Source organism: Ruegeria sp. BHSA123, assembly GCF_059613425.1.
In genome coordinates, this window is sequence record NZ_JBXWSL010000013.1 from 30537 (window position 1) to 42868 (window position 12332).

The window sequence follows — 12332 nt, forward strand, 5'->3', positions numbered from 1 at the left end:
TAGCTCAGACAATCACTTTGATCGCTTCCTGTGCGCCCACGCCGAACACCCGTTTGTATCGCTCGATCTGATCCGCAGGGCCCATTGCCTTTTCCGGATTGTCCGACAGCTTTACCGTCGGGCGTCCGTTTGCGGATACGGCTTTGCAGACCAGTGAGAACGGTGCCAGCGCGTCATGAGGGACCAGTCCGCGGAAATCGTTGGTCAGCAAGGTACCCCAGCCGAAAGATACTTTGGTGCGGTCCGCAAACTGTGCATGCAATTCCTGAATACTGCCTACGTCCAACCCGTCCGAGAAAATGATCCGTTTTTGGGTCGGGTCCTCTCCGCGCGCTTTCCACCAGTCGATGGCCACCTCGGCGGCGGTAGCCGGGTCGCCGCTGTCGATACGAATACCGGTCCAGCCCGCCAGCCAGTCGGGCGCGTTGTCCAGAAAGCCCTTGGTGCCGTAGGTATCGGGCAGGATGATGCGCAGATTGCCGTCATGTTCGTCGTGCCAATCGCTGAGAACGTCATAAGGGGCCTGCGCCAGTTCGGCATCGGTGTCGGCCAACGCGGAATAGACCATCGGCAGCTCATGCGCGTTGGTGCCGATGGCCTCAACCTCACGCCGCATCGCGATCAGGCAGTTCGATGTCCCAGTAAACGCGGGGCCGAGCCCTTCTATCATCGCCTGCACACACCAGTCCTGCCACAGGAAGGAATGCCGTCGCCGCGTGCCAAAATCCGCGATGCCCAAACCGTTGATCGTACTCAGCTTCTCGATCTTTTCCCACACGCGGGTCATCGCGCGGGCATAAAGCACCTGTAGCGCAAACCGGCGCATGTCGTTCAGCACCGCGCGCGACCGCAATTCCATCAATACCGCCAGCGCCGGAATTTCCCACAACATGACCTCGTGCCATTTGCCTTCGAAGGTCAGTTCGTACTGATCGCCTTTGCATTCAAGGTGGTAAGGCGGCAGGCGCATATTCTCGAACCATTCCATGAAATCGGAACGGAACATCTGGCGCTTTCCATAGAACATGTTGCCCCGCAGCCAGGTGCTTTCCCCCCGGCTGAGATTAAGCGAGCGGATATGATCCAGCTGTTCCCGCAACTCGCCTTCATCAATCAAACGGGCCAAAGGCACGTGATTCGACCGGTTGATCAGGGAAAACACCACGTTTGTTTGGGGCTTGTTTCGAAACACTGACTGGCACATCAGCAGTTTGTAGAAGTCTGTGTCGATTAAAGACCGGACAATCGGGTCAATCTTCCATTTATGATTGTAGACACGGGTCGCGATGTCGACCATGGGGAACTCCTGCGATTTCCGTAGTTAGATCAATCGATTTCGGGAATGGCAAGAGTCGCTGATTTGGTGACAATGCCAGCATGACGTCACATTACGGGCTTATTGTGCAGTGTCTTCGCCGGTTAGTGAGAAAAGGGGATGGTAAGACGAAACTGAGTTTGTGAATGGGTCTCGAGTACGATTTTGACATTGTTAATGTAGCACTGAACGATTTCGACCCCGAAAAGCTGGGGTCAGCCTCTGATGTGGAACGCCAGGTGTGTGCGGTGTTTCGCGACATCAGAACAGCCGATGCGCTACGGGGAACATCGCCGAAAATCCGCAAGATTTTCCTGGATGCGGGGTTCAGCCTCGAGTCGCGGAACAGCGGCATCGTGCCCGGTGTGTTTCCGGCCGAAGATCAGGTGGACCGGGTCAGGATTCTGCGTTCTCTGTTTGAGAACATAAAATCGCGCGGCGTTCAGGGGGAGTATTGCGGCGAGTTCAACCTGTGGGACTTTCTGCATTACATACGGATGGCACAGCCCATGGCCGGGATCGTGCGTACGCGTCAGGTGCGCAAACCGCCGCCACCGCCACAGCAGCCCGTTTCGGCACGTCGGCGTTCTATTTCGGGGCGTATCGGGCTGGCGTTCGGGCTGGCCGTTATTCTGTTTGTGACGATCAAGCTGCTGGCAGCTGCCGGGGCGACACCTTAGGCCAGCGTAACACCGGCATCGCGCATGGCCTGTTTTGCGGCAGCCAGCGATCCGTCCATGTCAATCGCGCGGCAGGCATCCATCCGGACTGTAATATCAAATCCCAACCGGGCAGCGTCTACAGCCGAATAGTGAACGCAGAAATCGGTCGCCAATCCAACCAGTGTCAAACGGGTGATGCCTCGGGTTTCAAGATAGCCTTTCAGGCCTGTTGGCGTCTGATGGTCGTTTTCGAAAAACGCCGAGTAGCTGTCGATGCCACTGCGAAACCCCTTGCGCAGGATCAAATCGCCATCGGTGCGCAACTCGGGGTGAAACGCGGCACCTTTTGAGCCCTGAACGCAATGGTCCGGCCACAGCACCTGCGGGCCATAGGGCATGTCGATCAACTCCAACGGGCTTTTGCCATTGTGCGTGCTGGCGAACGAAGAATGCCCCGCCGGATGCCAGTCCTGCGTCAGGATCACGGTGTCAAACTCCTCCATCATGGCGTTGATCGGCGCGACGATTTCATCTCCTCCGGCCACTGCCAAGGCACCGCCGGGGCAAAAGTCGTTCTGGACATCAATGACAAGCAGGGCATGGGTCATGGCGGCCTCCGTATAACTGCCTTATCGGTAGGGGGCTGGGCGCGGGGCGTCAATGCAATCCCTTGCGACTCCGGGTTTGCGAGGGTAGATCGCGCATATGTACACGATCGCTGCCCTCTATCACTTTACCCGATTCCCGGACCCTGTCGCGCTGCGCGAACCGTTGCTTGATCTGTGCCGCGCGCAGTCCGTCACGGGAACGCTGTTGCTGGCGCAAGAAGGCATCAATGGCACCATCGCAGGCCCACGCGCCGGGATCGATGCGGTTCTTGCGCATATCCGGGCTCTGCCCGGTTGCTCGGATCTGGAGTGGAAAGAGGCGTCCTCGGACCATCCGCCTTTCGGCAAGATGAAAGTGCGGCTGAAGAAAGAGATTGTGACCATGGGTCAGCCGGATGTCGATCCGCGCGCCCGTGTCGGCAACTATGTCGATCCGCAGGACTGGAACGATCTGATCCGTTCGGACGATGTCGTGGTGATCGACACCCGCAATGACTACGAAGTGGCGATCGGCACGTTTGAAGGCGCAATAGACCCTGAAACAGCCAGTTTCCGCGAATTTCCGGCCTGGTGGGAGGCGAACAAAGATCGCTTTCACAACAAGCGCGTTGCCATGTTCTGCACCGGCGGTATCCGGTGCGAGAAGTCCACCAATTACCTGCTGGGGCAGGGGGTCGAGGATGTCTATCACCTCAAAGGTGGTATCCTGCGCTATCTTGAAGAGATGCCATTCGAAGACAGCTCGTGGCAGGGTGACTGCTTTGTGTTCGACAACCGCGTCTCGGTTGGCCACGGCCTTGTTGAAGGGCCGCACAAGCTGTGCCATGGCTGCCGTCGCCCGATCCTGCCCGAGGATATGAAACGCCCCGAATATGAACATGGCGTGTCCTGTCACCAATGCATCGACCAGACCTCCGAGGCTGACAAGATGCGCTTTCGTGAACGGCAAAAGCAGATAGTGCTTGCGCGCAAGCGGGGCGAGCCGCATTTGCGGCAGGACTGAAAGCGGGTTGCAGGCCCTTGCTTTAGGTCGGATGATCACCGTCAGACTAGGCTGAGAGGGCGTTCATGCACCGCAAACCCACAACTCTGGAAGAATGGAAATCGACCCTGATTGCTGCATTGGGGCTGGTTCTGACAAGTTTTCTTGCCTGGTTCGGGCTATCGCGTCTTAACGAAACCGCTGCGGGTGACATGATCGGAACAATCGCGTCGGTTGGCCTGCTGATCTGGCTGGTGTCGCAATCCTGGTATTACATGACCCAGGTTACATCGCCGCGACGGCTTTTGTTCCTGATGGGTGTGTCATTCATCCAGGTCGTCCCGTTCCTGTTCGCCGCCGTCTACGGAGCTTTTGGGTACAACGATAATTGTGTGGTCGGGGCGCAGGGTCCGGGGGATGTCCTGTATTTCTCATATGTCACCTTCACCACGGTCGGGTATGGCGACATGTCCCCGACCGGCCTGTGCCGCGGGCTTGCCGTGTCCGAGGCTGTGACCGGTTACATTCTGCTGGGAATGTTTGTTGCGGCTGCGGTTGCGCTATATACCCGCAATCATGCGCCAGAAGACCCTAAATAAGGGTTATCTGTTGTGGTCAATCCAGCGGGACATCATTTTCTTGTCTCGAAAACACTCGGACGGGATCGGGCGACGCTTGCTGCGTGAAATCCGTTCAGCGAACGCCACCTGCTTGCCCGTCGGGTAATTGTCGAATTGCGAGGTGCCACATGATTTGTGGGCCGAAATCCAGTCGGACAACAATCGCCTGTCACGTTGAACTTCGACCGGGATCTCAAGCGCTGATTTCTCGGCAATGGCGCGCGCATATCGCATCTGCCGGTCTGTTACCGGAAGCAGGTGGTAGTCATTGTTTGGCCCGTTCAGGGCCGCGTGGCGCATGTGCTGGGTCATCGGTTTGTCCTCTGACTGTGTGGAACATATATAGAACATTAACCAAAGAATTTCAAGATTTGTGCGCGGTGGCAGGCGTGACCTTGCCGCTTGGATGATTTTATTGACTGGCCAGTCAATAACCATTAGGGCCGATTCAAAATGACCAAATGCCCCGCCCGGACGGGGTCGAGCGAAAAGGACACGGTATGAAGTTTCAGCCCAAGGCCAGCCATTTCATCGACGGCACCTATGTCGAGGATACCGATGGCGCGGCCATTGACGTGATCTACCCCGCTACCGGCGAGGTGATTGCCCGTCTGCATTCGGCGACACCGGCGATTGTAGAAAAGGCTCTGAACAGCGCGAAAACCGCTCAGGCAGCTTGGGCCGCACTGACCGGAACAGAACGCGGCCGCATTCTGCGCCGCGCGGCCGACATTATGCGCGACCGCAACTACGACCTGTCGGTTCTGGAAACCCATGACACCGGCAAACCGATTCAGGAAACCACGGTGGCAGATGCCACATCGGGTGCAGATGCGCTGGAATATTTCGGCGGGTTGGCCGCCTCTCTGACCGGCGAGCATATTCCGCTGGGCGGTGGAGATTTCGTCTACACCATCCGTCAGGCGCTGGGCGTTTGCGTGGGCATTGGTGCGTGGAACTATCCCACGCAGATTGCCTGCTGGAAAGGTGCCCCGGCGCTGGCCTGCGGCAACACAATGGTCTTCAAGCCTTCGGAAACCACGCCCCTTTCGGCATTGAAAGTGGCCGAAATTCTGGTCGAAGCCGGCGCACCCAAGGGTGTCTACAACGTGATTCAGGGCTATGGCGACGTGGGGGCCGCACTGGTCACCGATCCGCGTGTAGCCAAGGTCTCGCTGACCGGATCGGTGCCGATAGGCCGCAAGGTCTATGCCGCGGCAGCTGACGGCATGAAGCACGTCACCATGGAGCTGGGCGGCAAATCTCCGATGATCGTCTTTGAGGATGCCGACATCGAAAACGCGGTGTCCGGCGCGATCCTTGGCAACTTCTATTCATCGGGCCAGGTCTGCTCCAACGGTACCCGCGTCTTTGTGCAAAAAGGGATCAAGGATGCCTTCCTGAAACGCCTGTCCGAACGTCTGGCCAATGCCAAAATCGGCGATCCGATGGACGAGGACGTCAGCTTTGGCCCGATGGTCAGCGAAAACCAGTTGAACATCGCGCTGAGCTATGTCGACAAAGCCAGGGCCGAGGGCGCAAGGCTGGTGTTCGGCGGCAACCGGATCGAAGGCGACGGTTTCTACATGCAACCAACCGTTTTTGCGGATGTGAACGATGACATGACCATCGCGCGCGAGGAAATCTTTGGCCCCGTCATGTCGGTGCTGGATTTCGACACGGAATCCGAGGTCATGGCCCGTGCCAATGACACCGAATTTGGTCTGGCTGCAGGCGTCTTCACCAATGACCTGACCCGCGCGCACCGTGTTGTGGCCGGGTTCGAGGCGGGGACCTGTTATATCAACACCTATAACCTTGCCCCGGTCGAGGCCCCGTTCGGGGGATCGAAAATGTCGGGTGTCGGACGCGAGAATTCGAAGCTTGCGATCAACCATTTTTCGGAAATGAAAACAGTCTACGTGTCCATGAACGGCGTCGAAGCCCCTTACTAGTGTCTCTTCTTCATACGTTTTCCTCTGTTCCCGACATTTGGCGTCGGGAACAGAGTACAAGCCCGCCCTTACCTGTGGCTGACTTTCCTGTACCGGCCCCGCCCGACAGGAGAGCTCTCATGACGCATAACCCGCAGACAAATACATTTTCCAGGGTTGCCGATTTCACGCTGACCCGCGCGGCCTCGGACATGCCCGAAAGCGCACTAGAGGCCGCGGCGCTGATGATGCTCGACACGATGGGGATCCTGATCGCATCCGGCCCGATGCAGGCAGGTGTGATCGCTCGGGACACGGCAGCGTTGCTTTATGCCAGCTCCGATCCTGCTTATGGCGCACGGATGCTGTTCGATGGTCGTACCGTCAGCATGGCAGGTGCTGCCTATGCCGCCGCTACGCAAACCGACAATCTGGATGGTCACGACGGATATAACCCCACCAAGGGCCATATCGGGGTGGTCGTATTGCCAGCGCTGTCCGCACTGGCCGAACATTGCCCGAACCTGACCGGACCCGAGGCTTTGGCAGCGGTCGTCACCGGGTACGAGGTGGCCGGGCGCGCGGGCCTGTCACTGCACGCCAGTGTCAGCGACTACCACACATCCGGTGCCTGGAACGCGCTGGGCGTGGTCGCGATGGCGGCGCGCCTGCGCGGATTGTCTGCCGACCAGATGCGGCAGGCGATGGGGATCGCCGAATATCACGGGCCACGCAGCCAGATGATGCGCGAGATTGCCAACCCGACAATGCTGCATGACGGGTCGGGCTGGGGCGCGATGGTGGGGCTTTCCGCCGCTGTTCTGGCTGAACGCGGCTTTACCGGCGCGCCCGCCATCACCATCGAGGCGGAAGAGGTCAAACCCTACTGGGATGATCTGGGCACCTTCTGGCAGGTCGAACATCAATATGTAAAACCCTATCCGATCTGTCGCTGGGCCCATGCCGCGATTGATGGCGTGCGCGCTGTCATGATCGCGCATGACCTGACCAGCGCGCAGATCGAAACAGTGCATATCAACAGCTTTCATCAGGCGGCCTGTCTTTTTGCGGGGCTGCCCGAAACAACTTCGCAAGCGCAGTATTCCCTGCCATTTGCCGTGGCAGTTCAGGCCGTTTACGGGCGCATCGGCGTTGAACATATCTCAAGGTCTGGCCTGTCTGATCCCGCGGTCGCCAATCTGATGTCCCGCATCACGGTCGCGGAAAGCGAACACCACAGCGTCCGGTTTCCTGAAGGGCGCTGGGCAGATGTCACGATCACAACAACGGATGGCCGTGTTCTGAAATCCGGGGATATTCATGCCCGCGGCGGCCCCGAGGCCCCCATGACACGGGACGACGTCATCGCCAAATACATGCAGTTTGCAGCCCCTGTGCTTGGGGAAGTACGTGCCGACCGCATCCGTCGTGTAATACTTGGCTGGCCGGACAAAAGCGTGCGGTATGCAGACCTGACACCGCTGATTTTTGATCCGCCAGAACCGTGAACCGCGCCCCGTCCTGCCTGCATCGATCCGGGCAATTGGTCCGGTCGGTTGGGAAACCTCACTCCACCCTGACCGTGTTCAGCATTTCGACGATCCTCTGCCGCGTTGCCTGACTGTCCTCCAGTAGGCTTCCCGCATCAGCCAGCGGCATGCCTGACACGCGAACCGGCGGGGCCAAAAGGGCCTCCGCAGTTTGGTTGAGGCTTGCGTATTTTCCGTCAGATGGCCCCGATCTTTTCCCCGGCAACCCGGCCAGCCATAGGTATCGGTTCGCCTCGTCCTGTTGCCCGCGGCTCTGCATGAGTTCGGCCACTGCGGCGTAGTCCTGCACCTTGTCCAACGCCTGCGCCCGCAGGACGAGCGCCTCATCCGAGGTATCATTGGCCAGCTCAAGCATGGCCTGTTGCGGGCGGTCCGACAACAACGCCGCACGGGCGCGCAAACGGGCGCGCTCTGATCGCCGGGCCTGATCTTCAGGCCTGTTTGTCAGCGCAACGGCCTGATCGGCAAAGCCAAGCACGGCCAAGCGTTCGGCCAGTGCAATCGCGGTATCCGTGGACAGCGCCGCCATGCGATCCGACTGCTGCACCAGCGTAACCTGACGCAAAAAGGTAAGGTCGTCTGATCGCTCTGCCAGCAATTGCAGGTGACGGTTGAAAGCGCTGTTGCTGTCCGGGCCGTCTGGCAAAGACTGGATCACATCGAATGCGCTGTCGAAATCCTGACTCAGACCCAGGGCAATCGCATGGGCGCGGTTCATCATCGGGCCCAGTTCGGATCGCCGGAATTCGATCGCGTAAGACGCGGCCAGTTCAAGTTCCCTTGAAGACACGGCCTTGCGGTCGGACCATCGCTTTTTCACCAACCGGGCCAAAGCCAAAGGCGCTTCGGTCTTGGTCCCGGCTAAGGTCGCGACCTCGGTCAGCAGGGCCTCTTCAAGGGCGCTGTTGCCTTCGGCTTCGGCGACGCCAGCCCGGGCCAGCGTGGCGTTCGGGGACGGGTTCTGTTCAACCCGGTCGACCGAACGCATGATCCTGCGCGCGGCCTCCAGTTCGTGCGTGTCTGTCAGGATATCCGAAAGCCGCGCGCCAAGATGGCGGCGAAGATGCTCTGGCAGCTTTGCAAAGCTGTGTTCGATGGCTTCAAGATGTGCGTCGGATGCCAGCTGACCTTCGGACAGCACGGCCCAAAGTGCGACGTCGCCGTTACACCGTTGCTGGCCCCTGAATGGATTTGGCACCTGTGCTGGCCGCTCATCCACCAGCCGTGCAATCCCTTCAACATGTCCAGCCTCATCCGATGGGGTGTTCAATAACTGCAAAACCTTTTGCGCCTCGGCCCCAAAGCCGTGATAGGCATAGAGCTTTGCCAGGCTCAGCGCACTTTCCGCGTCAAGACGGTCGAACTCTTTGTATAGGGCGGTGCGCAAGGCGGACACCTGCTCTGGAAACGGGCGCGTCCCGGACCATGTCGTGAACCCCAGTTCAGCCGTTGAGATACAAACCGGGTTGTCGTCGATCTGCTGCAAACCAGAGTTCAGAATGTCCTGCAGATCATCCAGAACCGAGGTCACGCGGATGTTCGATGTCAATCCGGGTAACAGCGTCACGGCCTCGGACGAGGCAGAACGGCGCGGTCCGACAGGTGCCAGATTCAGGTCAAGCAGCTCACGATCCGCCCCTTGCACCAGACGGGTCGACAATTGATCCCAGATCCATTGCGGCTGCCCGGTCAGAAGCGGCAGGTCGAGCTGGGAAGGAAGCTTTTGTTCCGGGGGCTGAGGTTTCAGAGCATCCCGATTTATTCGGGTCGGCGGAGGGATATCTGCAAGTAGGGGCGGCAGGGCTATTGCTGGTGCAATGTCCAGAACGATCATCGAGTTTCGAAACAGGAACGCCGACGCCGTGCAATCGCACCCGAATTCCAGCTCAAGCGCGCCACCGGGTTGCGCCTGCGACAGCGCGGCCAGCCGATCTGATGTCAACCGCGCAAACACCGAACCCGTCCGAAATGTGACACCCTTCAGGTCAATTGCCAGCTTGGCACCGTTCTTACGCTGGCTCAGAACCCAGCCCGTATCCGGTGGAACGTTGAAAACCAGCCGGGTGTAGCCGTCATGTTCACCGGACCGCACAATCACCTCTTCAGAGGTTGCGGCCGTTGCAAGCGTGATCAACGCTGCTAACAGTATCCCGATTTGCCTCATGCCGCTGCCCGTTTAAGCTCTTTCAACGCATCCTCAAGCTCGGAGAAACCGGGGCGGTTATGCGTTGGTGTGTTCTGGCGTCCCACCTCAATGCACATTGCGGCATTGTGGTTGTGCAGGTTTGCAACCAGAACTTCCTTGATCAGCTGATAGAAGTGGTTGTCTTCCTCGACCACGGATTTCAGCTTGGCCGCAAAGGGACCAACCAGTCCGTAGGCCAGAAAGACGCCCAGAAACGTACCCACAAGGGCGCCGCCGATCAGTTTTCCCAGAACTTCCGGTGGCTGATCAATGGACCCCATTGTCTTGATTACCCCCAGAACGGCGGCGACAATTCCAAGCGCGGGCAGGCCATCGGCCACGGTTTGCAAGGCGTGGCTCGAATGCAGGGCATGGTGGAAATTCGCCTCCATCCGCTTCTCCAGAACCTCTTCGACCTGATGCGGATCGTCGTAATTCATCGCCGCGGATCGCATCGTGTCGCAAATCAGATCAACCGCTTCTTTGTCGGCTAGAATTCTGGGGTAGGAGGAAAACAGGTCAGAGCTGCCGGGGTCTTCGATATGCTGTTCCACCTCTACCGGATTGGCGCGGGCAATGCGAATGAGGGAAAACAGCAGGCACAACAGGTCGCGGTAATCTTCGGGCTTCCATTTCGGGCCTTTGAAGACTTTCCCCATGTCCTTGATCGTGTGTTTCACGCCGCCGATGTCGTTGCTGATCAAAAAGGCACCAATCGCGGCACCACCGATCATCATCATTTCAAACGGAAGCGACTTTAGAATGATGGTCATCTTGCCGCCAGCGGCCAGATAGCCGCCGAAGACCATCACGAAAATGACGACAATTCCAACAATTCCAATCATCTGAGATCTCCGGCTATGTGTGTTGCAACCGCGGGGGACACGGGCGGCTATTCCTGCGGGGCCGAGGCGTTTCGGCCCGCCATGACAACGCTGATCGTATAGGCCGCTTCGGGGCTGAGCCCCGCCAGAACCCCGGCTGCTGCATCCGGTGGCATGCGTGACAAAAACCCGGCGGCAAAGGTCGGGTCCATGGTTTCGAACAGCGCGGCCGCGTCTTTCGGCTTCATGTTCTGATAGACATCGGTCAGGCGCGTCAGGTCGTTTTCCGCCGCCCTGTCCGCTAGCGCCAGAGTGGTTCGCAACGCCTCCTCGGCCTCCTCAAGCGCGACCATGCGCATCTCGATAGCCTGACCCGCGATTTCTAGAGCGTTTTCCCGCTCGCGCAGCATGTCTTCCTTTTGTTTGACACGCTCTTCGCGGCGCAGAAGCTCGGTCAGCAGAACCTGCATGTCACGGGTGTCCGGCGGGGCGGGTTCATCGTGTTCCGCCTCAGGTTTGGCGGGTTTGGCAAAGGCGGGTCCGGCTTCCAGCCCAATGCGAATGGCGGCCGAGCCGATCATCAGCAATGAGATCACGGCAAGTACACCTCCGCGGGGTCGAGCGTTGGGATTGTTGGTCCGCGCGCGGCTCATGCCTGCGCCTCGCCTTGCCTGCGGTCATGCCGGAAGAACATCAGCCCCTCAGGTGGTCGTGCCAGTTCTTGGGGCGCAGCGGCTTCGCTGGCCTGCGGCTCGGGTTTGCCTTCGTGCTTCACGCTCTCCGGAACTTCGGTGATGGTGCTTGTCTCTGAAACCTCTACCTCGGGTTGGGGATCAGCGTCTTTTTCGGGCACGACGTCGTGCATTGACGCCATCATGAGTTCCAGCCGCTGTGCCACCGTTTCGGCGCGCCCCGTCAGCGCCCTAAGCTGGTCGCCCGACTGGTCAGAGGCGTTGCGCGCATCATCAAGTGATTTCCGCAACTCTTCCGCTTGGGTCGACAGCACCGCCACCGCGCCGCCGACGCCCTTTTCAAGATCGGCAAAACGCTTGAGACGGCGCGACAGCACAAAACAATACAGACCCGCACCCATGGCGCCGGCGACCAGCAAAATATCCGCAATCAGCTCCAATTTCGCCTCCTAGTTCAGAACAAATTCCATCACCAGCACGTCGCGCACGCGACCTTCGCCAACGACAATCTCGATGCGGCGCAGCAGGTGGCCCCGGATGCGCATCAACGCCAGTGAATCTTCAAGATCTTTCAATTCGATGGCCCGCAGATACCCGTTCAGGACATCCATGATTCGCGGTCGCATTTTTTCCACGTCAGTCATGTACAGGGCGTTAACCTCAAGCTGTGCGTGAAACTTCAGATGCCGCGCGCCGCCGGAATTCACCGAAACGATCACCGGCGGCAAATCGAGAAAGGCAACATCCGCCAATGCCTTGGCCGGTTCTTCCTTTTCCAAATCATGGCTTTCCGCCTTCTCGGCCTTGTTCCCCAGCGGCAGCAGCCCGGACGAGGTCAGGAAATACCCACCGACGGCACCGGAGATGGCCAGAATCACCCCGACGATGATCCCTTTTTTTCCCTTCTTTTCCGGGGTTTCCGCCTGTTCAGCCGTTGCGTCGGTCATGACGTCCTCATTC

At 58.9% G+C, this 12332-nt stretch carries 13 protein-coding genes; 5 read left to right on the forward strand and 8 right to left on the reverse strand.

All coding sequences use genetic code 11. The features are described 5' to 3' along the window. Positions 1 to 4: 4 nt before the first annotated feature. Positions 5 to 1297, reverse strand: a complete 1293-nt coding sequence (gene pncB, locus AC2FNC_RS09455) for a nicotinate phosphoribosyltransferase (protein WP_480554357.1) — start codon at positions 1295 to 1297, stop codon at positions 5 to 7. Between the two features lie 164 nt (positions 1298 to 1461). On the opposite strand from pncB, the gene AC2FNC_RS09460 reads away from it, so the two are divergent. After that, positions 1462 to 1995, forward strand: a complete 534-nt coding sequence (locus AC2FNC_RS09460) for a hypothetical protein (RefSeq protein WP_480518057.1) — start codon at positions 1462 to 1464, stop codon at positions 1993 to 1995. Here AC2FNC_RS09460 and pncA read toward each other — a convergent pair. After that, positions 1992 to 2585, reverse strand: a complete 594-nt coding sequence (gene pncA / locus AC2FNC_RS09465; RefSeq protein ID WP_496715150.1) for a bifunctional nicotinamidase/pyrazinamidase — start codon at positions 2583 to 2585, stop codon at positions 1992 to 1994. The genes AC2FNC_RS09460 and pncA overlap by 4 nt on opposite strands. Before the next feature lie 97 nt (positions 2586 to 2682). Between pncA and trhO the strand changes: the two genes are divergently transcribed. Then, the gene (gene trhO / locus AC2FNC_RS09470; protein ID WP_480518053.1) at positions 2683 to 3588 is read left to right on the forward strand and encodes an oxygen-dependent tRNA uridine(34) hydroxylase TrhO; all 906 of its coding nucleotides are present in this window, start codon (positions 2683 to 2685) and stop codon (positions 3586 to 3588) included. A gap of 65 nt (positions 3589 to 3653) precedes the next feature. Beyond that, positions 3654 to 4166: a potassium channel family protein gene (locus AC2FNC_RS09475; RefSeq protein WP_209505145.1), complete on the forward strand. Its 513-nt coding sequence runs from the start codon at positions 3654 to 3656 to the stop codon at positions 4164 to 4166. A gap of 3 nt (positions 4167 to 4169) precedes the next feature. On the opposite strand, the gene AC2FNC_RS09480 is transcribed toward AC2FNC_RS09475, so the two are convergent. After that, positions 4170 to 4499: a hypothetical protein gene (locus tag AC2FNC_RS09480; protein ID WP_480518051.1), complete on the reverse strand. Its 330-nt coding sequence runs from the start codon at positions 4497 to 4499 to the stop codon at positions 4170 to 4172. 188 nt (positions 4500 to 4687) lie between these two features. Between AC2FNC_RS09480 and betB the strand changes: the two genes are divergently transcribed. After that, a complete protein-coding gene (gene betB, locus AC2FNC_RS09485; protein ID WP_496715151.1) occupies positions 4688 to 6142 on the forward strand; it encodes a betaine-aldehyde dehydrogenase in 1455 nt (484 codons plus the stop codon). Between the two features lie 119 nt (positions 6143 to 6261). Next, positions 6262 to 7629: an MmgE/PrpD family protein gene (locus AC2FNC_RS09490; RefSeq protein WP_496715153.1), complete on the forward strand. Its 1368-nt coding sequence runs from the start codon at positions 6262 to 6264 to the stop codon at positions 7627 to 7629. A 58-nt stretch (positions 7630 to 7687) separates the two neighbouring features. Here the strand turns inward: AC2FNC_RS09490 and AC2FNC_RS09495 are convergent, their stop codons facing one another. The 5 genes from AC2FNC_RS09495 to AC2FNC_RS09515 are packed head-to-tail and all read right to left on the reverse strand — an operon-like array spanning position 7688 to position 12319. After that, positions 7688 to 9835, reverse strand: a complete 2148-nt coding sequence (locus tag AC2FNC_RS09495; RefSeq protein WP_496715154.1) for a hypothetical protein — start codon at positions 9833 to 9835, stop codon at positions 7688 to 7690. Next, positions 9832 to 10701 carry a flagellar motor stator protein MotA gene (gene motA, locus AC2FNC_RS09500; protein WP_496715156.1) on the reverse strand — a complete coding sequence of 290 codons (870 nt, stop codon included), beginning with the start codon at positions 10699 to 10701 and terminating at the stop codon, positions 9832 to 9834. The genes AC2FNC_RS09495 and motA overlap by 4 nt, the downstream gene beginning before the upstream one ends. Before the next feature lie 47 nt (positions 10702 to 10748). Further along, a complete protein-coding gene (locus AC2FNC_RS09505) occupies positions 10749 to 11333 on the reverse strand; it encodes a MotE family protein (protein WP_496715157.1) in 585 nt (194 codons plus the stop codon). Beyond that, a complete protein-coding gene (locus tag AC2FNC_RS09510; protein WP_496715158.1) occupies positions 11330 to 11812 on the reverse strand; it encodes a hypothetical protein in 483 nt (160 codons plus the stop codon). Before AC2FNC_RS09510 ends, AC2FNC_RS09505 begins: the two co-directional genes overlap by 4 nt. 9 nt (positions 11813 to 11821) lie before the next feature. Beyond that, positions 11822 to 12319, reverse strand: coding sequence for a flagellar basal body-associated FliL family protein (locus AC2FNC_RS09515; RefSeq protein ID WP_496715159.1), 498 nt, complete (start codon positions 12317 to 12319; stop codon positions 11822 to 11824). Between the last annotated feature and the right edge of the window lie 13 nt (positions 12320 to 12332).

Bases quoted from the DNA above. Each gene is read 5' to 3' on its own strand.
- pncB (WP_480554357.1), bottom strand. From the start codon at position 1,297: ATGGTCGACATCGCGACCCGTGTCTACAATCATAAATGGAAGATTGAC.
- AC2FNC_RS09460 (WP_480518057.1), top strand. From the start codon at position 1,462: ATGGGTCTCGAGTACGATTTTGACATTGTTAATGTAGCACTGAACGAT.
- pncA (WP_496715150.1), bottom strand. From the start codon at position 2,585: ATGACCCATGCCCTGCTTGTCATTGATGTCCAGAACGACTTTTGCCCC.
- trhO (WP_480518053.1), top strand. From the start codon at position 2,683: ATGTACACGATCGCTGCCCTCTATCACTTTACCCGATTCCCGGACCCT.
- AC2FNC_RS09475 (WP_209505145.1), top strand. From the start codon at position 3,654: ATGCACCGCAAACCCACAACTCTGGAAGAATGGAAATCGACCCTGATT.
- AC2FNC_RS09480 (WP_480518051.1), bottom strand. From the start codon at position 4,499: ATGACCCAGCACATGCGCCACGCGGCCCTGAACGGGCCAAACAATGAC.
- betB (WP_496715151.1), top strand. From the start codon at position 4,688: ATGAAGTTTCAGCCCAAGGCCAGCCATTTCATCGACGGCACCTATGTC.
- AC2FNC_RS09490 (WP_496715153.1), top strand. From the start codon at position 6,262: ATGACGCATAACCCGCAGACAAATACATTTTCCAGGGTTGCCGATTTC.
- AC2FNC_RS09495 (WP_496715154.1), bottom strand. From the start codon at position 9,835: ATGAGGCAAATCGGGATACTGTTAGCAGCGTTGATCACGCTTGCAACG.
- motA (WP_496715156.1), bottom strand. From the start codon at position 10,701: ATGATTGGAATTGTTGGAATTGTCGTCATTTTCGTGATGGTCTTCGGC.
- AC2FNC_RS09505 (WP_496715157.1), bottom strand. From the start codon at position 11,333: ATGAGCCGCGCGCGGACCAACAATCCCAACGCTCGACCCCGCGGAGGT.
- AC2FNC_RS09515 (WP_496715159.1), bottom strand. From the start codon at position 12,319: ATGACCGACGCAACGGCTGAACAGGCGGAAACCCCGGAAAAGAAGGGA.